The sequence below is a fragment of the Ruegeria sp. genome (assembly GCF_965221235.1).
GTDB lineage: Bacteria > Pseudomonadota > Alphaproteobacteria > Rhodobacterales > Rhodobacteraceae > Ruegeria.
Genome location: NZ_CBDCRS010000004.1, coordinates 2,792,366 through 2,812,317 on the forward strand (window position 1 = coordinate 2,792,366; position 19,952 = coordinate 2,812,317).

22 protein-coding genes are annotated in these 19,952 nt (G+C 60.0%); 9 read left to right on the plus strand and 13 right to left on the minus strand.

Annotated elements, in window-relative coordinates; all coding sequences use genetic code 11:
• Position 1 precedes the first annotated feature (1 nt).
• From ACOQOY_RS17245 to upp, 4 genes are read left to right on the plus strand one after another with little or no spacing between them, the layout of a single operon-like run.
• On the plus strand, positions 2-1,309 hold the full coding sequence (locus ACOQOY_RS17245; RefSeq protein ID WP_420586581.1) for a thymidine phosphorylase: 1,308 nt from the start codon (positions 2-4) through the stop codon (positions 1,307-1,309).
• Positions 1,306-2,517: a phosphopentomutase gene (locus ACOQOY_RS17250; RefSeq protein ID WP_420586582.1), complete on the plus strand. Its 1,212-nt coding sequence runs from the start codon at positions 1,306-1,308 to the stop codon at positions 2,515-2,517. Before ACOQOY_RS17245 ends, ACOQOY_RS17250 begins: the two co-directional genes overlap by 4 nt.
• Complete coding sequence (locus tag ACOQOY_RS17255) at positions 2,514-3,500, plus strand: adenosine deaminase (RefSeq protein WP_420586583.1); 987 nt, start codon at positions 2,514-2,516, stop codon at positions 3,498-3,500. Before ACOQOY_RS17250 ends, ACOQOY_RS17255 begins: the two co-directional genes overlap by 4 nt.
• On the plus strand, positions 3,497-4,129 hold the full coding sequence (gene upp / locus ACOQOY_RS17260; RefSeq protein ID WP_170349314.1) for a uracil phosphoribosyltransferase: 633 nt from the start codon (positions 3,497-3,499) through the stop codon (positions 4,127-4,129). The genes ACOQOY_RS17255 and upp overlap by 4 nt, the downstream gene beginning before the upstream one ends.
• Before the next feature lies 1 nt (position 4,130).
• On the opposite strand, the gene ACOQOY_RS17265 is transcribed toward upp, so the two are convergent.
• A complete protein-coding gene (locus tag ACOQOY_RS17265; protein WP_420586584.1) occupies positions 4,131-5,147 on the minus strand; it encodes a hypothetical protein in 1,017 nt (338 codons plus the stop codon).
• Between the two features lie 148 nt (positions 5,148-5,295).
• On the opposite strand from ACOQOY_RS17265, the gene ACOQOY_RS17270 reads away from it, so the two are divergent.
• Together ACOQOY_RS17270 and ACOQOY_RS17275 are read left to right on the plus strand one after the other, a co-directional pair.
• Positions 5,296-6,219: a DMT family transporter gene (locus ACOQOY_RS17270; RefSeq protein ID WP_420586585.1), complete on the plus strand. Its 924-nt coding sequence runs from the start codon at positions 5,296-5,298 to the stop codon at positions 6,217-6,219.
• 335 nt (positions 6,220-6,554) lie between these two features.
• Positions 6,555-7,292, plus strand: a complete 738-nt coding sequence (locus ACOQOY_RS17275) for a Hint domain-containing protein (protein ID WP_420586586.1) — start codon at positions 6,555-6,557, stop codon at positions 7,290-7,292.
• Positions 7,293-7,341: 49 nt separating this feature from the next.
• On the opposite strand, the gene ACOQOY_RS17280 is transcribed toward ACOQOY_RS17275, so the two are convergent.
• The 8 genes from ACOQOY_RS17280 to ACOQOY_RS17315 all read right to left on the minus strand — a co-directional run bounded on the left by ACOQOY_RS17280 (position 7,342) and on the right by ACOQOY_RS17315 (position 15,342).
• The gene (locus tag ACOQOY_RS17280) at positions 7,342-9,543 is read right to left on the minus strand and encodes a 3-hydroxyacyl-CoA dehydrogenase NAD-binding domain-containing protein (RefSeq protein WP_420586587.1); all 2,202 of its coding nucleotides are present in this window, start codon (positions 9,541-9,543) and stop codon (positions 7,342-7,344) included.
• On the minus strand, positions 9,536-10,024 hold the full coding sequence (locus tag ACOQOY_RS17285; protein ID WP_420586588.1) for a cupin domain-containing protein: 489 nt from the start codon (positions 10,022-10,024) through the stop codon (positions 9,536-9,538). The genes ACOQOY_RS17280 and ACOQOY_RS17285 overlap by 8 nt, the downstream gene beginning before the upstream one ends.
• Positions 10,024-11,235, minus strand: coding sequence for an acetyl-CoA C-acetyltransferase (locus tag ACOQOY_RS17290; RefSeq protein WP_420586589.1), 1,212 nt, complete (start codon positions 11,233-11,235; stop codon positions 10,024-10,026). The genes ACOQOY_RS17285 and ACOQOY_RS17290 overlap by 1 nt, the downstream gene beginning before the upstream one ends.
• Positions 11,236-11,246: 11 nt before the next feature.
• A complete protein-coding gene (locus ACOQOY_RS17295) occupies positions 11,247-11,885 on the minus strand; it encodes a glutathione S-transferase family protein (RefSeq protein ID WP_420586590.1) in 639 nt (212 codons plus the stop codon).
• Between the two features lie 316 nt (positions 11,886-12,201).
• Positions 12,202-12,414 carry a hypothetical protein gene (locus ACOQOY_RS17300; protein ID WP_420586591.1) on the minus strand — a complete coding sequence of 71 codons (213 nt, stop codon included), beginning with the start codon at positions 12,412-12,414 and terminating at the stop codon, positions 12,202-12,204.
• Between the two features lie 54 nt (positions 12,415-12,468).
• Entirely contained in the window at positions 12,469-14,250 is a 1,782-nt protein-coding gene (locus ACOQOY_RS17305; protein ID WP_420586592.1) for an acyl-CoA dehydrogenase C-terminal domain-containing protein, read from the minus strand.
• 46 nt (positions 14,251-14,296) lie between these two features.
• On the minus strand, positions 14,297-14,698 hold the full coding sequence (locus ACOQOY_RS17310; RefSeq protein WP_420586593.1) for a MerR family transcriptional regulator: 402 nt from the start codon (positions 14,696-14,698) through the stop codon (positions 14,297-14,299).
• Between the two features lie 275 nt (positions 14,699-14,973).
• Positions 14,974-15,342, minus strand: coding sequence for a MerR family transcriptional regulator (locus ACOQOY_RS17315; protein ID WP_420586594.1), 369 nt, complete (start codon positions 15,340-15,342; stop codon positions 14,974-14,976).
• A gap of 115 nt (positions 15,343-15,457) precedes the next feature.
• On the opposite strand from ACOQOY_RS17315, the gene ACOQOY_RS17320 reads away from it, so the two are divergent.
• Genes ACOQOY_RS17320 through ACOQOY_RS17330 form a run of 3 tightly spaced genes read left to right on the plus strand, consistent with a single transcriptional unit; the run spans position 15,458 to position 17,716 of the window.
• On the plus strand, positions 15,458-15,877 hold the full coding sequence (locus ACOQOY_RS17320; RefSeq protein WP_420586595.1) for a PaaI family thioesterase: 420 nt from the start codon (positions 15,458-15,460) through the stop codon (positions 15,875-15,877).
• 1 nt (position 15,878) lies between these two features.
• Positions 15,879-16,397, plus strand: a complete 519-nt coding sequence (locus tag ACOQOY_RS17325) for a PaaI family thioesterase (RefSeq protein ID WP_420586596.1) — start codon at positions 15,879-15,881, stop codon at positions 16,395-16,397.
• Between the two features lie 2 nt (positions 16,398-16,399).
• Positions 16,400-17,716: an MATE family efflux transporter gene (locus ACOQOY_RS17330; RefSeq protein ID WP_420586597.1), complete on the plus strand. Its 1,317-nt coding sequence runs from the start codon at positions 16,400-16,402 to the stop codon at positions 17,714-17,716.
• Here the strand turns inward: ACOQOY_RS17330 and arsC are convergent.
• Genes arsC through ACOQOY_RS17350 form a run of 4 tightly spaced genes read right to left on the minus strand, consistent with a single transcriptional unit; the run spans position 17,713 to position 19,872 of the window.
• Entirely contained in the window at positions 17,713-18,054 is a 342-nt protein-coding gene (gene arsC / locus ACOQOY_RS17335; RefSeq protein ID WP_420586598.1) for an arsenate reductase (glutaredoxin), read from the minus strand. The two genes, ACOQOY_RS17330 and arsC, sit on opposite strands and share 4 nt — an antisense overlap.
• On the minus strand, positions 18,051-19,109 hold the full coding sequence (locus tag ACOQOY_RS17340; RefSeq protein ID WP_420586599.1) for a quinone-dependent dihydroorotate dehydrogenase: 1,059 nt from the start codon (positions 19,107-19,109) through the stop codon (positions 18,051-18,053). Before ACOQOY_RS17340 ends, arsC begins: the two co-directional genes overlap by 4 nt.
• A complete protein-coding gene (locus ACOQOY_RS17345; protein ID WP_420586600.1) occupies positions 19,106-19,537 on the minus strand; it encodes a DUF1330 domain-containing protein in 432 nt (143 codons plus the stop codon). The genes ACOQOY_RS17340 and ACOQOY_RS17345 overlap by 4 nt, the downstream gene beginning before the upstream one ends.
• Entirely contained in the window at positions 19,534-19,872 is a 339-nt protein-coding gene (locus ACOQOY_RS17350; RefSeq protein WP_420587265.1) for a DUF952 domain-containing protein, read from the minus strand. Before ACOQOY_RS17350 ends, ACOQOY_RS17345 begins: the two co-directional genes overlap by 4 nt.
• Between the last annotated feature and the right edge of the window lie 80 nt (positions 19,873-19,952).

Consider the following 19,952-nt stretch of genomic DNA (forward strand, 5'->3'; position numbering starts at 1 on the left):
TATGGACGCCCGTTCAATCATTGCCAAGCTGCGCCGGGGGCAGGTGCCTGGTGCCGAAGAACTGACCTGGTTCGCGCAAGGTCTGGCCGATGGCGGCGTCAGCGACGCGCAGGCCGGGGCCTTTGCAATGGCCGTCTGTATGGGCGGTCTGGGCGCGCAGGGGCGCGCGGATCTGACCGTGGCGATGCGCGACAGCGGCGACGTGCTCAGCTGGGATTTCGATGGCCCGGTGATCGACAAACATTCCACTGGCGGGGTAGGCGACAGCGTTTCACTGGTGCTGGCCCCGGCCTTGGCTGAGCTGGGCGCATATGTGCCGATGATCTCGGGCCGCGGGCTGGGCCATACGGGCGGCACGCTGGATAAGCTGGAAGCTATTCCCGGTGTTTCAACGCAGATCGGGCAAGAGCGTCTGACCCAGATCCTGCGCGATACCGGCGCGGCCATCGTTGGCGCAACCGGGCAGATCGCGCCTGCGGACAAGCGGCTCTACGCGATCCGCGATGTAACGGCGACGGTGGAAAGTCTCGACCTGATCACCGCCTCGATCTTGTCCAAGAAGCTGGCCGCCAGCCCTGAGGCTCTGGTGCTGGACGTGAAAGTCGGCAGCGGCGCCTTTATGAAGACGCTGGAGGATGCGCGCAAACTGGCGCAGGCGTTGACGGATACCGCGAATGCGGCGGGGTGCAGAACCTCGGCGGTGATTACAGACATGCATCAACCTCTGGCCCCGGCGCTGGGCAACGCTTTGGAAGTGGCTGAGGTGATGAAGGTTCTGACCCAAGCGCATTACGCACCTCTGGTCGAAATCTCGGCCGAGTTGGGCGGTGTTCTGCTGGCCGATGCCGGTATGTGCTCGACAGCGGATGAGGGGCGCGACAAGATCACGGATGTCATTCGCGATGGCCGCGCGGCCGAAAGGTTTGGCCGAATGATGGCTGCCGTCGGCGGGCCGTTGCAGTTTGTCGACAACTGGTCCCGCTACCTGCCGGAGGCGAGTGTGATCCTCGAGGTTTCCGCCCCAGAAAGTGGCTATGTCACCGCAATTGACGGTGAGGCGCTGGGCCTTGCCGTAGTGGCGCTGGGCGGCGGGCGGCAGGTCGAAGGTGACGTGATCGACCCGGCGGTTGGTTTGTCCGGCATCATACGGCTTGGCGACAAGGTCGACAAAGGCGGTCCTTTGGCGGTCGTCCATGCAGCGCGCGAGGACGCAGCTCGTGAGACCGCAGAGGCGGTTTCGAAAGCGATCACTATTGGGGCCGAAGCACCGACAGAGCCCACGCTTGTTCACGAAAGGATCACACCGTGACACGTGCGTTCCTGGTGGTGATGGATTCGGTAGGCATCGGCGGAGCGCCGGACGCGGATCGGTTCTTCAACGGCAAGACCCCGGATGCCGGAGCCAACACTCTGGCCCATATCGCGCAGGCCTGCGCCCAAGGGCGGGCCGGGGAAGGGCGGTCAGGCCCATTGCACCTGCCCAATCTGGATGCGCTGGGGCTGGGGGCAGCGACACGTCTGGCTTCGGGCGCAGAGACGCCGGGTTTGAAGGTCGAACCGTCGGGTCTCTGGGGGTGCGCACGCGAGCATTCGCCGGGTAAGGACACGCCTTCAGGCCATTGGGAACTCGCTGGTCTGCCGGTGCCGTGGGACTGGCACTATTTCCCGGACACCCAACCGTCCTTCCCAGCCGATCTGAGCCGCGCCGCCGCTGAGGCTGCCGGAACGAGAGGCATTCTGGGCGACTGCCACGCCTCGGGGACAGCGATCATCGCCGAACTGGGGGCCGAGCATATGCGGACCGGCTGGCCGATTTGCTATACTTCGGCGGACAGCGTTTTCCAGATCGCCGCGCATGAGGAGAGCTTTGGCCTCGACCGCCTGTTAGACCTTTGCAAGGCATTGGCCCCGCGCTTGCACCAGAAGAAAGTGGGGCGCGTTATCGCCCGGCCTTTCATCGGCTCGCCCGAAGAGGGTTTCACCCGCACGACAAACCGCAAGGATTTCGCCATCCTGCCCCCCGCGCCAGTACTGACCAACTGGGCGCAAGATGCGGGGCGTCGCGTGCATGCGGTGGGCAAGATCGGCGACATCTTCTCGATGCAGGGTATCGACACGCTGCGCAAAGGCTCGGATGCCGAGCTGATGGCACATCTCTCCGATCTGGTAGATGAGGCCGAAGAGGGCAGCCTGACCTTCGCCAACTTCGTCGAGTTCGACAGCCTCTACGGCCACCGCCGCGACATCAGCGGGTATGCCCGCGCGCTCGAATGGTTCGACCGCGAGATCGGCAGGATTCTGTCCCGCCTGCGACCCGGAGACCTGATGCTGCTGACCGCCGATCACGGCAATGATCCCAGCTGGATCGGCACCGACCACACGCGCGAACAAGTTCCGGTTCTGATCGCCGGGCAGGGGGCCGGGGAAATCGGCGCCGTGAATTTCGCCGACGTCGCCGCCAGCATCGCGCACCACCTGAATATTCCGGCGCAAGGGCCGGGAAAGAGTTTCCTATGACCGTCGCAGACTTACCCAAAGTCGAACTACATCTGCACCACGAAGGTGCAGCCCCTCCTGCATTCATCCGTCAGCTTGCGCATGAAAAGCGCATTGACCTAAGTGGTATTTTCAAGCCCGACGGCAGCTATGACTTCCGCGATTTTGCGCATTTCCTCAGCGTCTATGAGGCTGCCTGCGAAGTTCTCAAATCGCCCGAGGATTTCCGGCGTCTTACGCTGGCGATCCTAGAAGAAAGCGCGGCGAATGGTGTTGTCTACTCGGAAACTTTCCTCAGTCCCGATTTCTGTGGTGGCGGGGATCTGCACGCCTGGCGCGACTACCTGACCGCCATTCAGGACGCCGCCGACGAGGCCGAGCGCAAGTTTGACATCACTCTGCGCGGTGTCGTCACCTGTGTTCGCCATTTCGGACCGGAACAAGCCAAGATCAGCGCGTATTGTGCTGCGGAAACTGCCGGAGACTGGATCACCGGATTCGGCATGGGTGGCAACGAATCCGTGGGCACTCAGGGCGACTACAAATGGGCCTTCGATTGCGCCCGAGAGGCCGGGTTGCGGCTTACCACCCATGCCGGAGAGTTCGGCGGCCCCGAAAGCGTACGCGATGCAGTACGCAGCCTTGGCGTCGAACGTATCGGCCACGGTGTCCGTGCTATTGAGGACCCCGATCTGGTTCATGAACTAACCGACCGCGAGATCACACTAGAGGTCTGCCCCGGTTCGAACGTGGTTTTGGGCCTGTTCCCCGGTTTCGACGCGCATCCGATCGCGAAACTGCGCGACGCTGGTGTCAAAGTCACCGTGTCCACCGATGACCCGCCGTTTTTCCATACCACCATGCGGCGTGAATATGAGATGCTGAGCCACGCCTTCGGCTGGCAAGCTGAGGATTTCGCCGCCCTGAACGAAACCGCCCTGAACGCGGCTTTTTGCGATGAAGACACCCGTGCGCGGGTCAAGAAAAGACTGGAGACATCATGAGCGAACACCTGACCGTCGTTGACCACCCGTTGGTCCAGCACAAACTGACGCTCATGCGGGACAAGGGCACCTCGACCGCCGTTTTCCGGCAGTTGCTGCGCGAGATCACCCTACTGCTGGCCTATGAGGTGACGCGCGAGCTGAAACTGACCACCCGCCACATCGAAACCCCGATGGAGGAGATGGACGCCCCCATTTTGGCGGGTAAGAAACTGGCGCTGGTCTCGATCCTGCGGGCGGGCAACGGGATGCTGGACGGCGTGCTGGAACTGATCCCTTCGGCCCGCGTTGGCTTTGTCGGGCTTTACAGGGATGAAGAAACTCTGAAGCCTGTGCAGTACTATTTCAAAGCACCCGAAGGGCTGAAAGATCGTCTGGTCATCGCCGTGGATCCGATGCTGGCCACCGGCAACAGCTCGGCCGCCGCGATTGATTTGCTGAAAGAGGCGGGTGCCACCGATATCCGTTTCCTCTGCCTTCTGGCCGCGCCCGAGGGCGTGGAACGCATGAAAGAAGCGCACCCGGATGTTAAGATCGTAACTGCAGCGCTGGACCGAGAACTGAATTCCAAAGGCTACATCATGCCCGGCCTCGGCGATGCGGGCGACCGGATGTTCGGGACCAAGTAAGTTATTCGCCGCAGATATTTTGCAGCCGGACCCAATCTCGGTCCGGCAGCACCTGTTGCAGGGGGCGACCTGCCATCGGGTCAGCCTCGATCAGGCCCAAAACAGACTCACCTGTGACATCCATTGCGTAGGCATAAGGCGTCGAGGGCAGGGCGGTGCGCGCGAACATGCTCAGCACCGCGTCATCTGGCAGGGATGGCCGGGGTTCTGACAATACCTGTTCGGTGTAGGTGTCGATGATCCCCGGTGTAAGCTCTCCGGTCGTGAGCAGGCGAAAGGCGGTTGTGGCCCCGGTGCGGTCCAGAAGGTCGTCCAGAGGGTCCTGTGCCTCGGACCGGGCGCGTTCGGCGATGATATAGCCTGCGGCGACGGAAGGGTCTTCGTGATCCTCAACCAACGCCCGGTTCAGCAACACAATGCCGCCGGGCAGCATCAGGCTGCTTTGAACTCCGGCGGGCAGGATAACGACTTTTTGTACCCCGGTTCGCGCCGCCAGTTGATCCAGCGCGGGCTGCGCATCCTCGGACGTACAGGCGCGGCCCGAAACCCGCTCGATCCGTTGCAGGATCGTATGGCCAATATCCGCGCGCTTGATGTCTGGTACCACTGAGACGACGTGGTTCTGCAACGCAACCGGCATCCACAGCAGCAACAGCGCGGCCACCGCGGCCAGAACCCCCAAAACACTGACCCAGCGCAGCCGACCAGGATGCGGACGCGCCCGGTCGATGGCGCGTTGCAGCCGGTCGATGGCCTCGATCATCATGGTCTCAGATTCGTCCAGCTCCAGCGTTTCATCCGGGTCGCCGTCCGGGTTGAAAATGGCGGGAAACGCGCCCGGATTCTGCCGTTCCAGCGCGGCCAGTGACCAATGGGTCAAGGCCTGCTCGTTGAAATCCGAGATTGTCAGAGTTGCCTCGCCAATCGACACCACAACCTCGCGCCGCTGAATGTCGGGCGAGGGGCGCCACAGACCGGTGGCTTCGATCCGTTGGTACTGTTTAAATGCCGTCTTCAAGATGAAGTGTGCTCGTTATAATTTTATCCCAGCTTAGCATGGGAAAATCCAAAGGCGCAAACCTGTTGCGCGTTGCATAGAAAATGTGCTGGATGTCACGACGCACGGCAGATTGGTCCGGCGTCCCACTTTCAGACCGAGGCACAGAATGCAGGCGGAAACTCAGACCTCACCGATATTGGCGGCTGTGCTGATGGTGAGCTCTATGGCGATCATCGGGGTCATTGATAACGTGGTGGTCTTGCTGTCCGACACAATCGGCCTGTGGCAATTCCACCTGAGTCGCGCTTTGCTGATGTTGCCGCTGATTGCCGGTTTGTCCCTGCTGGGCATGGGTACAATGCGCCCCCGACGGCTGGGTCCGGTCATCGTGCGCAGTCTGCTGATCACCGTGGCGATGCTGTTTTACTTTAGCTCACTGGCCCTGATGCCGATTGCGCAGGCGCTGGCTGGCCTGTTCACCTCTCCGATCTTTGTACTTTTGATCTCGGCCTTTGCAATGGGGCAAAAGATTGGGCCATGGCGCATTCTGGCCGTTCTGATCGGGTTCTCGGGTATCCTGTTGGTGTTGCAACTCAACCCCTATGAATTCGACGCCAAAACCCTGCTGCCCGTGGCCGGAGGGTTCTTCTATGCGCTCAGTTCCATCGTCACACGCAGCCATTGCGCGCAGGAAAGCACGGTCGCGCTGCTGGCGGCGATGACTGTCACGCTGGGACTGGCTGGTATCGCCGGATTGGCCGTACTCTCGCTTGTGCCGCATTCCTTCCCTGACGGGTTTGTAACGCGGGGCATGGTCTGGGATGTGCAGCCTGTTCTGGTTTGGATCGTTTTGCAGGCGGTCGGCTCTACAATCGCCGTTTTCATGTTGATCAAGTCCTATCAGGTCGGCGAAACGTCTTACGTGGCGGTGTTCGAGTATTCGGTCATGATCTTCGGTCCGCTGTTTGCCTGGGTGGCGTTTGGTCAAACGATTGGCATCATGCAGATCGCCGGGATCGGGCTGATCGCGGCGGCCGGGGCCTTGCTGGGTTGGCGGTCCAGACGCGCTGCGCAAATAGAAGCGACGTGATTATCTCTCGGGGGGCGGGGCTATGTGTTTGTGCATATCCCCAAAATCAGCGACACCTCACTGGCGCAGGCAGTGTCCAGAGCCTGCGCCGAAGATATCCTGAGATTCGGATACAGTTTTAAACTGGCCGCTGGCTGATAATTTCCATTTTGGGATCAATGGCATTTCAGACGCATATGTTGTTGCTGAATATCTGGCCTAAACGCCAGTTAAAGGCCCGAATTTGGCGTCAATATGTCAGAAATAAGACGTATCCATTCATCCTGTGTTAATCGTTCAGTTCAGTATTTTGTGTGACAGAAGTGGGTTGGTTCGTGTTGAAAGTAGAGAGTGTTTTGGGTTTTTCCGACCGTCCGGGCTATCGAAAAAAGGATAAGCCAACAGCCGCGCTGAACGCGCGCCGCGGGGGACTGGTTCACGGAACAAAGGTTGCGACAAAAGGGGGCTGGACGCCTGTTGAAGAGCTTCGGACAGGTGATCTTGTACGGACCGCGAATAACGGGTTCCAGCGGATCAACCGCATCGCGACGGATTGCATCACGGTGGCTGCAAATGAAACCAAGCCGGAAAACCTGCCGGTCCGCGTGCCGTCACACGCCGCCTATAACGGGCGTCCTATCTGGTTGATGCCGGAACAGGGTGTCGCGCTGGACAATTCAAAACTGGGACATGATCCGAATGTCCGTACCATCAGCCAGCCGGTGGTCTCGGCCCGGTTCCTCAGCGGTATGTTCCGCATTACATCGGACACGCCAGCATCGTATTTTGACATCAGCACCCTGTTTTTCGACGAAGATGAGGTGATCGTGATTGAGGGCGGCTTTCGCGCCTATTGCCCATCGGGCCGCTTTGGGTCGCGCAGCATTCGTACCGCCGCTGCCTATGAAGTAGTGGGTGAGGACGCTGCCGCCAGTTTGATCCACCTGACAGCACGACGCCGCGATCTGAGCGTTCTGGCCGAGTCTCAGGGGTCACTGCCTGCGCCGATTTTCGACCATCCGATTGTTCCTTCGCGGCCCGTTCGCGGCACGCGCCGTCCGGGTCGGCCCGGACGACCAATGATGATGATCTGACAGATTTGGGTAACGCTGGCGCATTTTGCGATGCGCCAGCATTCTTGGTTCAGGCGGCTTTTGCTTCGGGGTCGAAGCGGCCGTAGAAGCTCTGACCTTTTTCGGCCATTTCGCGCAGCAACGGTGGGCAAGCGAAACGGTCGCCGTAAGCCTCGGCCAGTTGGTCACAACGCTCGGCCGCGTAGGGCGTGCCGATGATGTCCAACCAGCTGAGCGGACCACCGGACCACGGCGCAAAGCCCCAGCCCAGAATCGCGCCCACATCACCTTCGCGGATGTCTTCCAGAACGCCTTCCTCCAGCGCCCGCACGGCCTCGAGAACCTGCGCGAACATCAGACGTTCCTGCACTTCGATCAGGTCAGGTTGGTCCTCTGCATGGGGGTATTTCTCGGCCAGACCTGTCCAATACCCGGTGCGCTTGCCCTTTTCGTCATAGTCAAAGAAGCCTGCATTGGCCTTGCGTCCAAGTCGTCCCTCAGCCTCCATCCAGAAGATCAGATCGTCCGACGGGCTTTCGGGATAAGCGTTGCCCATCGCAGCCTTGGTGGCGCGGGCGATCTTGGCACCCAGATCAATCGAGGTTTCGTCGTTCAGTTGGATCGGTCCCACGGGGAAGCCCAACTGACGCGCCGCGTTGTCGATCAGCACAGGGCTGACGCCTTCGGTGATCATCCGCAGACCTTCGTTGATATACGGAATGATGCAGCGGTTCGCGTAGAAGAACCGCGCATCGTTGACCACAATCGGCGTCTTCCGGATCTGGCGCACGTAGTCCAGAGCCTTTGCAACGGCGCGGTCACCGGTTTCCTTGCCCTTGATGATCTCAACCAGGAACATCTTTTCAACCGGTGAGAAGAAGTGGATGCCGATGAACTGATCCGCGCGCACGCTCGCCTTGGCCAGATCGCTGATCGGCAGGGTCGAGGTGTTCGAGGCAAAGATGCAATCCTCGGGGATGATCGCCTCGACCTTTTTGGTCATCTCGGCCTTGACGCCCATGTCCTCAAAGACGGCCTCGATGATCAGATCGCAGCCTTTGAGGTTGTCTAGATCCGGGGTCGCGGTGATGCGAGCCAGCATGGCCTCTTTCTTCTCAGCCGTGACCTTGCCGCGTTTCATGCCCTTGTCCAGGTAGGTCTCGGTATAAGCCTTACCCTTGTCGGCGGCCTCTTGGTCACGGTCGATCAGCACAACTTCCATACCGGCCTGAGCCGACACCAGGGCGATACCAGCACCCATCATACCCGCACCCAGAACGCCGATCTTCTTGACCGACTGATCCGGCACGCCTGCCGGGCGCACGGCGCCTTTTTCCAGCGCTTCTTTGTTCAGGAACAGCGAGCGGATCATCGCACCCGAGGAGGGGTTCATCAGCACGGATGTAAACCAACGCGCCTCGATCTTCAGGGCGGTGTCGAAATCGACCAGAGCGCCTTCGTAAACCGCGCTCAGCAGCGCCTTGGCGGCAGGGAACGCGCCTTGGGTCTTGCCATTCACCATCGCCGAGGCACCGACGAAGTTCATGAAGCCTGCAGGGTGGTAGGGGGCACCGCCGGGCATCTTGTAGCCCTTAGCGTCCCACGGTTTGACCAGATCGGAGTCCTTTGCGTTCAGCACCCACTCCTTTGCCGCAGTCATCGGGTCTTCGGCGATCTCATCAATATAGCCCGCGCCCTTGGCTTTTTTGACGTCCAGCATTTTGCCTTCCAGCAACAGCGGAGCCGCCGCGATCGCGCCAACCTTGCGCACCATCCGCGTGGTACCACCCGCGCCGGGGAAAATGCCGACCATGATCTCGGGCAGGCCATATTTCGCCTTGGGGTTCTCGGCGGCAAAGATACGGTGCGTGGACAGTGGCAGTTCCATGCCGATGCCCGCAGCGGTGCCGGGCAGGACGGTTGCAATCGGCTTGCCGCCTTTCTTGGACTTGGGGTCCATACCCGCCATCTCGATCTTGCGCAGCAGGGCGTGCATCTGCATCGTACCCTCGAACAGACCTTTGGCCGGATCGTCGCCCGCTTGTTCCTTCATCACCGCCAGCAGGTTCAGGTCCATGCCGCCAGCAAACGAGCCTTCCTTGCCCGAGGTGATGATGACGCCTTTGATCTCGTCATCGGCCAGCGCCTCATCAATGCAGCCGTTCAACTGCGCCAGCCCGTCAAAGGACATCACGTTCATCGTCTTGCCGGGCACATCCCAGGTGATGACGCCCACGCCATCGGAGTCTTTTGTCAGAGTGAATTCAGTCATTGTCATCTCCAATCTGGTCAGCCGTCAGCGGGCTGCCGTCTTTTCGGGTAAAGCGAAAGCCGTCGGCATCGAACTTCACCATCATGTCTATGTCGCTGTAATAGCCGGTCTCGGTCGGGGTCCGTGTGCCCACCACCAGAAAGGTCGCGGGCGCATCGGTTTTGTTCACAAAGTGATGGCCGTTGGGTTCACCAGCGGGCCAGGCGGCGCAATCGCCGGGCAGCATCTCGTGCTCACCATCGTCGTCGATCAGCGTGCAGGTGCCACTGAGCATGATGGCAAACTCGTCTTGCTCCATGTGGTAATGGCGCAGCGAAGACATGCCCTGCGGCTCCAACCGCACGATGTTGACCCCGTATTGGGACAGCCCGCCTGCATCGCCCACACGCTGCACGAAACGACCGGCGGTCGCCTCGGCCAGCTTGCCGGGATAGGACGAGCCGCCTTTGAACGGGATCTGAGAGAGATCCAGCTTGGGCATCAGACCCGCTCGATAATAGTTGCCGCACCCATGCCGGACGCAATGCAGAGCGTGGCCAGACCCATTTCCTTGTCCTGACGCTCAAGCTCATCCAGCAGGGTGCCGATGATCATCGCTCCGGTCGCGCCCAGCGGGTGACCCATCGCGATCGAGCCGCCGTTGACGTTGACCAGCGCAGGATCGACGTCGAACGCCTGCTGGAAGCGCAGCACGACCGAGGCGAAGGCTTCGTTTACTTCGAACAGGTCCAGATCGCTGATCCTCATGCCATTGTCGGCCAGAATCTTCTCGGTCACCGGAACGGGGCCGGTCAACATGATCGTCGGATCGGTGCCGATTTTGGCGGTGGCCTTGATGCGAGCGCGCGGCTTGAGACCGTATTTCTCACCAAATTCCTTATTGCCGATCAGCACAGCCGCCGCCCCATCCACGATGCCCGAGCTGTTGCCCGCGTGGTGGATGTGATTGATCTTCTCCAGATGCGGGTATTTCAGCATCGCCACCTTGTCGAAGCCCGGCATCTGCTCGCCCATCATCGCAAACGAGGGGTTCAGCGCGCCGAGGCTTTGCATGTCGGTGCCGGGGCGCATGTACTCGTCGCGGTCCAGAATGGTCAGGCCGTTTTGATCCTTGACGGTGATCACCGATTTCTCGAACCGGTTCTCTTCCCACGCTTTCGCCGCACGGTTTTGCGATTCAACGGCCAACGCGTCCGCCTGATCGCGGTCAAACCCGTATTCGGTCGCGATGATATCGGCCGAGATACCCTGCGGTACGAAATAGGTGTCCATCGCCAGCGAGGGGTCAACGGCGATCGCCGCGCCGTCGCTGCCCATGGCCACGCGACCCATCATTTCCACGCCGCCCGCGATGTAAGCCTCGCCCGCGCCACCTTTGACCTGGTTCGCGGCCAGGTTCACCGCTTCCATGCCGGATGCGCAGAACCGGTTAATCGCCAGGCCAGGGATCGACTGGTCCAGATCAGACGCCAAAACGGCCGAGCGCGCCAGACAGCCGCCTTGCTCCATCACCTGCGTGACGTTGCCCCAGATCACGTCCTCGACGGCGTGGCCTTCCAGATTGTTACGCTCTTTCATCGCGTTCAGGGTCAGGGCGGACAGGCGCACCGAGGTTACCTCGTGCAAGCTGCCATCCTTGCGCCCTTTGCCGCGCGGGGTGCGCAGGGCGTCATAAATATAAGCTTCGGTCATGGGGCTTCTCCTTAAGCTCGATCCGACGGGTTGCCGGGCATCAGGTCATAGGGGTGTTTCCAGCCTGGCTGTTCGCTGAGGCGCGTCAGCCAGGCGTCGATATGGGGCCAGTCGGCGCGGTCAAAGCCGAATGGTTCGGGGTAATAGAGGTAGCCGCAGCAGCTGATATCAGCGTTGCTCACGCCGTCGCCAACGATCCAGTCGCGGCCTTCAAGGTGGTTGTTCAGGATGCCATAGGCCGCCTTCAGCCGTCCCTGATTGAAGGCGATAACATCAGCATTGCGATGTTCTTCGGGCAGAAAGTTCATCAGGAACCGAGTCATTCCGGCCATCGAGCTTAGCTTGTGATTGTCCCACAATACCCAGCGGAGAACCTCATACCGTTCTTCCTGACTGCGGCCGCCGAACTTGCCCGATTTCTCGGCCACATATGCCTGAATTGCGCCGGATTGGCTGAGCCGGAAATCTCCGTCGATCAACGCGGGGGCTTCGCCCATCTCGTTGACCTCTGCGCGATACTCAGGTGTCCGCGACGCTCCGTTGAAGAAATCGACAAAAACAGGCTCCCAATCCAGCCCGGACATCTCAAGCGCCAGCGCCGCCTTGTAAGAGTTACCGCTTTCTCCGAAGCAATGAAGTTTGATGGTCATACGATCGCCCCTCCCGTGGCGCGCGTGGTCAGGTCAGAATTTCCGTATTTGAAACGAGAAGAAGCATGTGGTTCGCTCATTTTCGTAACGGATTCTTAAGGTTAACGGTCTTCAATCCTTTGTGCGGTACAGGCTGCCGAGCCGATGACCGTACGAGGAGAAGCCCCGCCGTCCCGGCTGATTGCCGCTTGGTGAAACCAGTTCCCGGATGGCGGGGTGGACGCACCCGCCCGCATTCTTCTCGTACCAAATACGGCCGCCGGAGGCGGATAGGACGCAAGACAGGTGCGGTTCAGTTGCCATTTTCCGTTATCCCTCACCGTTTGCGTGCCTCAAGCTCGGAATTGAAAACGCGCAAGCGGCGGGTCAGGTTCTCCTCATCAATCACGCTGTTGAAGTTCTCGAACAGGAAAGACAGCGCCTCACCTTCGTCCAGACCTGCCTCATGCGCAAAGCTGCGAAGCTTGCGATAGCCGTCCTCGGTCATTGCAACCGGGAACCGGCGGGTCAGGCGAAAGCGTTTTGGCATTGTTTCTCCTCATTGAAACCGGCCCCGGGGATTGACCCCGGAGCCGGGTAGAGATCAGAAGTTGGCGGCCTCCAGAGCCATAACCGTATCTGCGCCAGTCTGAATACGTGCCAGATGCAGAGCCGTAGCGGGCAGGCGGCGGGCCATGTAAAAGCGGCCGGTGTTGATCTTGGTCTCGTAGAATTCTTTGTCCGACGCACCACCGTCCAGAGCATCCTGCGCGGCCTTGGCCATCTGTGCCCACATCAGGCCCAGACAAACATGGCCGAACATGTGCATGAAGTCATAGGAACCGGACAGCGCGTTGTTTGGGTTCTTCATGCCTTCCTGCATGAAGTACATGCCCGCAGCTTGCAGATCCTTGGATGCTGCTTTCAGCGGTTCGATGAAGGCCTGGTCATAAGCCTCGTCCTTGCCGCCGTTTTCCTTGCAGAAAGACTTGACCATCTCGAAGAACGCCATGACGTGCTTGCCGCCATCCTGCGCCAGTTTACGACCCACGAGGTCCAGCGCCTGAACACCGTTGGCCCCTTCGTAAATCATCGCAATACGGGCGTCGCGGGTGTATTGCGACATGCCCCATTCTTCGATGTAGCCGTGGCCGCCATAGACCTGCTGCGCCTGAACCGTCATGTCATAGCCCTGATCGGTCAGGAAGCCCTTGATGACCGGCGTCAGCAACGAGATCAGACCATCTGCATCTTTGTCACCCGAGCGGTGTGCCTTGTCGATCATAGTAGCGCCCCACAGAAGGAAAGCGCGTGCGCCTTCGGTAAAGCTTTTCTGATCCATCAGGTTACGGCGGATGTCGGGGTGGACGATCAGCGGATCGGCGGGGCCGTCCGGGTTCTTCACTCCGGTCACATCGCGACCTTGCAAGCGGTCCTTGGCGTATTCCAGCGCATTCTGGAAGGCAGCTTCCGCCTGTGACACGCCCTGCATGCCCACACCCAGGCGCGCTTCGTTCATCATTGTGAACATGGCGCGCATGCCTTTGTGCTCTTCACCCAGCAGCCAGCCGGTGGCCTCGTCATAGTTCATGACGCAGGTCGAGTTGCCGTGGATGCCCATTTTCTCTTCGATCTTGCCAACCGAAACGCCGTTGCGTTCCCCCAGGGAGCCGTCTTCGTTGACGATGAACTTGGGCACGATGAACAGCGACACGCCTTTGATGCCCTCAGGGCCGCCGGGGATTTTGGCCAGCACAAGGTGGATGATGTTGTCGGCCATGTCGTGATCGCCGGACGAGATAAAAATCTTCTGGCCCGAGATCTTATAGCTGCCGTCACCCTGCGGTTCTGCCTTGGTGCGCATCAGGCCCAGATCGGTGCCGCAGTGCGGTTCGGTCAGGTTCATGGTGCCGGTCCATTCGCAGCTGACCATGTTGGGCAGGTACTTGTCCTTCTGTTCGTCGGTTCCGTGCGCCAGAATGGCTGAGGCCGCCCCGTGGGTCAGGCCCTGATACATGACAAACGCCTGGTTCGCGGCAGAGAACATCTCACCCACTGCCGTTCCAATAACGTAGGGCATGTTCTGGCCGCCATACTCTTCCGGCATGTCGAGGCCAGTCCAGCCACCTTCTTTCATCTGCTCGAAGGCGTCTTTAAATCCGGTCGGCGTGTAGACAATGCCGTTCTCCAGACGGCAGCCTTCGGTATCACCTACCGCGTTCAGCGGATGCAGAACGTTTGTGGCAAGTTTGCCTGCTTCTTCCAGAACGGCGCCGGTGAATTCGGCTTCCAGTTCGCTATAGCCCGGAACATCGGATTCCGAGATTTTCAGCACATCGTGCAGAATGAACTGAGTGTCTTTGGTAGGCGCGTTGTAAACGGGCATTTGAAGCTCCCTTAAATTCAGATGTCCGGGGGTATGGCCGACGGGCTTATTCGGCGGCCTTTTTTTCGTTTTTCATCGAGGCGATGACCTTTTCGCCCCAGCGCAACTGCTCTTGCAGCTCATCAATGGCCTGAGTCAGCTCTTCTCGGCGGGCTTCCATATCTCCCAGACGTTCCCGCGCGATTTCGATGGTGCGGGTCATCTGGGTCATTTGCTGGTCGCCCACATGGTAGAGGTCCAGCAATTGCCGAATCTCTTCCAGGCTAAAGCCGAAACGTTTTCCGCGCAGGATCAGTTTCAGGCGCGCCCGGTCACGTTTGGTGAACAGGCGTTTCTGGCCCTCGCGGATCGGAAACAAAAGTTCCTTGGCCTCGTAAAATCGCAAGGTGCGTGGCGTGACATCATATGTCTCGCACATTTCACGGATGGTCATCAGCTCTTCGGTCATGGTTTCAGCACTCTCGTCACTGGCGTCTATGTAGATCAGGTGCGCAGTCGATGCGCAGGTTACAACACGGAGATGACGTTCACGTAATGCAAACGCTACGTCACATTGAAAGTTGACGTAACACCCCTTCACGTCAAGATGCGGAATGCTCACAATTTTCGATGTAACGCAGCGGAACTTTGGCTCGGGCAATAGTTCAGAGGCGGGGTCAATAACCCCGTGAAACCGGAAACCCGTTGCTCATGAAGGTTGCGAAACCGGCCCCGACGGGGGCCTTAACGCAGCATTTTGGCGGTTTTGTCTCGCAGCCGTTGCAATTCTTCGATCGCTTCGTCCAATTGCTGGCGCTGCTTGATCAGCTCTGCTTTCTGCCTGTCCGCCAGGTCGACGAACTTGGCGAATTGGGCCTGATCCCCCTGATCTTCGTAGATCAGCAGCCACTGACGAATCTCTTCAAGTGAAAACCCAAACAGCTTTCCGCGCATGATCAGCTTCATCCGCGCGCATTCTCTTGGTCCGTAATATCGGGTGCGGCCTTCGCGTTCAGGCTGCAACAACTCGATGTACTCGTAGTAACGCAAGGTGCGTTTGGTTACGTCGAACTCTTCGCACATCTCGTTTAATGACAAACGGTTGTCGGTCATTTCGGGCCTCCTTGGCAGCACCGTAGGGAGTCGTGGCGGCAATCGCAACAGTCGGGCTTGCCCTTTACGTCATCCGCGGCTCATAAAGAGGCGACACCATGACGGGAACACATAAATGGCGGATATATCAAAATTCGCGCGTCAATTCATTGAGGCCATTCCTCATGCCAAAGCACTGGGGCTGGAACTGACGCATATCAGCAATGGTGAGGCTGAAATCACCATGCCTTACAACGAGGCGCTGATTGGCGATCCCCTGACGGGTGTGATCCATGGCGGAGCTGTGTCGACCATGCTGGATACCTGCTGCGGCGCTGCAGTCATGAGCCACCCGATGCAACCGATGAGCACCGCAACGATTGACCTGCGGATTGACTACATGCGGACCGCAACGCCGGGGCAGACCATAACGACACGGGCAACTTGCTATCACATCACGCGGAACGTGGCCTTTGTGCGCGCGACCGCGACCGATGAAGATCAGGACAACCCGGTTGCGACCGCTTCCGGCGCATTCACTGTGGAGGGAAAATAATATGGCCCGGTCCCGTCCCGAACCCATGCAGGTTGTGAAACAGCGCCGGGATGCCGCGCTGACCGCTCTGGTCGAGGGTGTTCCCTATATCCGTTTTCTGAACATCAGCTTTGACCGGCGCGGAGATGAGCTGACGGGTGTGCTAAACTTTGACGAAAAGCTAATTGGCAACCCGCTGCTGCCTGCGCTGCATGGCGGCGTGACGGCCGCCTTTCTGGAAGTCACCGCTGTCATCACCCTAAGTTGGGAGCGTTTGTTCCCGAAGATCGAAAGCGGTGAACTGGACGCGGCGGATATTTTGAAGTCCGGAGAGACGCGCTTTCCCAAGACCATTGACTTTACTGTCGATTTTCTTCGTTCGGGTCTGCCGCGCGATGCCTATGCGCGTGCGTTTATCAACCGGTCTGGGCGCCGTTATGCCTCGGTCCGGGTTGAGGCCTGGCAGGATCATCACAACAAGCTGTTTGCGCAAGGCACTGGCCACTTCCTGATGCCGCAACCCAAGGCGGATAAAGAGTAAGAATGCAGCCCAGCTCGGCACCCCTGACACATAAACGGGTGTTGAAGATCGCGGTTCCGATCGTGCTGTCCAACGCCACCGTGCCCATTCTGGGGGCGGTTGATACCGGCGTGGTGGGGCAGATGGGGCAGGCGGCCCCGATCGGGGCTGTGGGCATGGGCGCGGTCATTCTGGCCAGCATTTACTGGATCTTCGGTTTTCTGCGCATGGGCACCACCGGTCTGGCGGCGCAAGCGCGCGGGGCCGGGGACACGGCCGAGACAGGCGCGCTCTTGATGCGCGGATTGCTGCTAGGTGGCACGGCGGGGCTGTTCTTTATCCTCATCCAATTCTGGCTGTTCTGGGGCGCCTTTGCACTGTCACCCGCCAGCCCCGAAGTCGAGGCGCTGACACGGGACTATCTGCAAATCCGTATCTGGGGTGCCCCGGCAACGATTGCGCTTTATGCTGTGACGGGCTGGCTGATCGCGGTTGAACGGACACGGGGTGTGTTTGTTCTGCAAATCTGGATGAACGGTCTGAATATCGTGCTCGACCTGTGGTTCGTGTTGGGGCTGGGCTGGGGTGTCGAGGGCGTGGCCATTGCAACACTGATCGCTGAATGGACAGGTCTGGCGCTCGGCCTATACCTGTGCCGTGACGCGTTTGGAGGCGATCAATGGCGCAACTGGCCCCGGATATTCGACGGCGCGCGCCTGCGCCGAATGATGCAGGTGAACGGCGATATCATGATCCGTTCGGTCCTGCTGACCGGAGCCTTCACGACTTTCCTGTTTGTCGGTTCCGATCTGGGTGACGTGAACCTTGCCGCCAATCAGGTGCTACTGCAATTCCTTGAGATCACCGCTTTTGCATTGGACGGCTTCGCCTTTTCCGCCGAGGCACTGGTCGGCAGTGCAGTGGGGGCCAAAAACAGGTCCCAGGTCCGCCGCGCCTCGATCATGGCGTCACAATGGGGCGTGGGCGGGGCGCTTGCCTTGGGGGCGGTATTCTATCTCGCCGGTCCCGCCCTGATCGACCTGATGTCGACTTCGCCCGAGGTTCGGCTTGCGGCCCGAGAATACCTGATCTGGGCCGCGCTGGCCCCGGCTATCGGCGTGGCCAGCTGGATGTTCGATGGTATCTACATCGGTGCCACCTGGACCCGCGCGATGCGCAACGCGATGATTCAGTCGGTTGCTATCTACGTGGTCGCACTTTTTGTGCTGGTGCCGATGTTGGGCAATCACGGGCTATGGGCCGCGCTGATGGTTCTGAACATCGCGCGCGGCGTCACCATGGGCTGGCGGTATCCGAAGCTGGAAGCGCAGGTGGCTTAAAGCAGTGCCAGCAGGTTCTCGGGCGGACGACCGATGGCCGCCTTGCCCCCGGCAATGGCCAGAGGGCGTTCGATCAGGATCGGGTTTCCGGCCATCGCGGCGATCAGATCGTCTGGGGCTGAGGTCTTGGTCAGGCCCAGTTCCTTGAACCGCTTCTCGCCCGTCCGCATCATGTCGATGGGTTCGACCTCCAGCTTGCTGAGCACAGTGCGTAGTTCATCGGCCGAGGGTGCATCCTCAAGATATTTGCGGACCGCGACTTGCGCGCCGTTCTCTTCCAGCAACGCCAATCCAGCGCGGGATTTCGAACAGCGGGGATTGTGCCAATATTCGATCACAGCCAGTCCTCTCGTTTACTTCCAACGGCTTCTGCAACGGTGTTGAACCCGTCCCGCGCCAGCAAGTCGTCCAACCCACGAGCGATTTCCGCCGCCAGAGAAATGCCGCCATAGACCAGCGCGGTATAAAGCTGCACCGCCGAAGCTCCGGCGCATATCTTGGCATAGGCCTGCTCAGCACTGCTGATGCCTCCGACGCCGATCAGAGGGATTTCCCCTTTGGTCAGCTGGCTGAGATGGGCCAGCACACGGGTCGATTTCTCGAACAAAGGCGCGCCCGAAAGGCCGCCCATTTCGCCCTTGTGTCCACTGCGCAACCCGTCGCGGGACAAGGTGGTGTTGGTGGCGATCACCGCGTCCACGCCGGTTTCAACGGCAACATCGGCGATGTCCTGCAACTCGGCCTCGGTCAGATCGGGCGCGATTTTCAGGAAGATCGGGATGCGTCGGGACAGCCCGTCGCGAGTTTCGATCACGCCACCCAGCAAAGCGCCAAGCGCGGCTTTGCCCTGCAAATCCCGCAGCTTCTCGGTGTTGGGCGAGGACACGTTCACCGTGGCGAAATCCAGATGTGCGGCGCAATGGGCCAGTACCTTGGCGAAATCTCCGGGGCGGTCGTCACTGTCCTTGTTCGCGCCAAGGTTCAGGCCGATCACCGCATTTCTGGGGCGGTCGGCAAGACGGCGGGCCATGACCGCCATGCCTTCGTTGTTGAAGCCAAAGCGGTTGATGGCGGCCTTGTCTTCGGTCAGGCGGAACAGGCGGGGCTTGGGGTTGCCGGGCTGCGGGCGTGGGGTAACGGCGCCCACTTCGATGAAGCCGAACCCGGTGCGCGACAGAGGCGTCAGAACCTCTCCGTTCTTGTCGAAGCCTGCGGCCAGTCCGACCGGGTTGGGCAGCTCCAGCCCGGCAACCTGAGTTTTCAGACGTGGCGATGTCACCGGCCCGGGCATTGGGGCCAGTCCGGCCTTCAGCGCCTTGATCGACATGCCGTGGGCGGCCTCGGGGTCCATCTTGTGCAGGACGGCGAGCCCCAGTTTCTCGGTCAGTTTCATCCGAAAGTCTCTCCACCTTTGGTCGGCGCACAACGGATCAGGCGCGAGGTTTCGACTGCGGCCTGCCGATGAATGACAGCCTTCTGGTAGTCGGGGTCAGTCACCATTTCCATGAACGCATGCGCAGTCGGATAACGGGCGATGAAGACTTCATCCCAAACCTCATCCTGCGGGCCGATCAGAGTGGTCTGAAACGCGCCGCGCCAGAGGATCGAGGCCCCAAGCCGCGCGATGATCGGGGCCGTATCGGTTCCATAATTGCGATACGCCTGCGCGCCGGTCAGTCCTGCACCCGCCAATTCATGCTCGCCGGGATATGCGGCCTTGGCGCGGAACTTCACAAGGTTCAGCATCTCGACCGGGTGATCCCGGTCCAGCGCTTTGAAAGCATCGAACTGCGCGCGGTCAGGGTCGATGAACGCGGTCATTCCATCTCCTCGGGGAATTGATGCGCGGTTCCGTCAAAGGGCAGGGGGCGGGACCAGACGACATCCGACATGCGGATCTGGCGATAGAGATGCGGGAACAAGGCTCCGCCGCGCGAGACCTCCCATTTCAGGTCATCGCCCATCGTGTCAGCGTCACAGGCCAGAAGGGTCAGCCCTTCTACACCAGCGAAATGCTTGGCGGCGGTTTCGGCGGCCTGTTCGGCGGTCGAGAAATGGACATAACCGTCCGAGACATCAATCGGCGCGCCGTCCGAGGCACCCTGATCCTGCAACGTGGCCCATTCATCGGCCCGGAAAATCTTGTAAATCAGCATAAGGCTCTGATGCCCCGCACGACGGGTAGAATCAAGCTGCATTTCCCCCTTTGACTCTTCGGTCGCGGCATCGCACCATC

Excerpts from the sequence above, each read along its gene's own strand:
- ACOQOY_RS17245 (WP_420586581.1), top strand. The coding sequence starts at position 2 with ATGGACGCCCGTTCAATCATTGCCAAGCTGCGCCGGGGGCAGGTGCCT.
- ACOQOY_RS17255 (WP_420586583.1), top strand. The coding sequence starts at position 2,514 with ATGACCGTCGCAGACTTACCCAAAGTCGAACTACATCTGCACCACGAA.
- upp (WP_170349314.1), top strand. The coding sequence starts at position 3,497 with ATGAGCGAACACCTGACCGTCGTTGACCACCCGTTGGTCCAGCACAAA.
- ACOQOY_RS17270 (WP_420586585.1), top strand. The coding sequence starts at position 5,296 with ATGCAGGCGGAAACTCAGACCTCACCGATATTGGCGGCTGTGCTGATG.
- ACOQOY_RS17280 (WP_420586587.1), bottom strand. The coding sequence starts at position 9,543 with ATGACTGAATTCACTCTGACAAAAGACTCCGATGGCGTGGGCGTCATC.
- ACOQOY_RS17285 (WP_420586588.1), bottom strand. The coding sequence starts at position 10,024 with ATGCCCAAGCTGGATCTCTCTCAGATCCCGTTCAAAGGCGGCTCGTCC.
- ACOQOY_RS17290 (WP_420586589.1), bottom strand. The coding sequence starts at position 11,235 with ATGACCGAAGCTTATATTTATGACGCCCTGCGCACCCCGCGCGGCAAA.
- ACOQOY_RS17295 (WP_420586590.1), bottom strand. The coding sequence starts at position 11,885 with ATGACCATCAAACTTCATTGCTTCGGAGAAAGCGGTAACTCTTACAAG.
- ACOQOY_RS17300 (WP_420586591.1), bottom strand. The coding sequence starts at position 12,414 with ATGCCAAAACGCTTTCGCCTGACCCGCCGGTTCCCGGTTGCAATGACC.
- ACOQOY_RS17305 (WP_420586592.1), bottom strand. The coding sequence starts at position 14,250 with ATGCCCGTTTACAACGCGCCTACCAAAGACACTCAGTTCATTCTGCAC.
- ACOQOY_RS17310 (WP_420586593.1), bottom strand. The coding sequence starts at position 14,698 with ATGACCGAAGAGCTGATGACCATCCGTGAAATGTGCGAGACATATGAT.
- ACOQOY_RS17315 (WP_420586594.1), bottom strand. The coding sequence starts at position 15,342 with ATGACCGACAACCGTTTGTCATTAAACGAGATGTGCGAAGAGTTCGAC.
- ACOQOY_RS17320 (WP_420586595.1), top strand. The coding sequence starts at position 15,458 with ATGGCGGATATATCAAAATTCGCGCGTCAATTCATTGAGGCCATTCCT.
- ACOQOY_RS17325 (WP_420586596.1), top strand. The coding sequence starts at position 15,879 with ATGGCCCGGTCCCGTCCCGAACCCATGCAGGTTGTGAAACAGCGCCGG.
- ACOQOY_RS17330 (WP_420586597.1), top strand. The coding sequence starts at position 16,400 with ATGCAGCCCAGCTCGGCACCCCTGACACATAAACGGGTGTTGAAGATC.
- ACOQOY_RS17340 (WP_420586599.1), bottom strand. The coding sequence starts at position 19,109 with ATGAAACTGACCGAGAAACTGGGGCTCGCCGTCCTGCACAAGATGGAC.
- ACOQOY_RS17345 (WP_420586600.1), bottom strand. The coding sequence starts at position 19,537 with ATGACCGCGTTCATCGACCCTGACCGCGCGCAGTTCGATGCTTTCAAA.
- ACOQOY_RS17350 (WP_420587265.1), bottom strand. The coding sequence starts at position 19,872 with ATGCTGATTTACAAGATTTTCCGGGCCGATGAATGGGCCACGTTGCAG.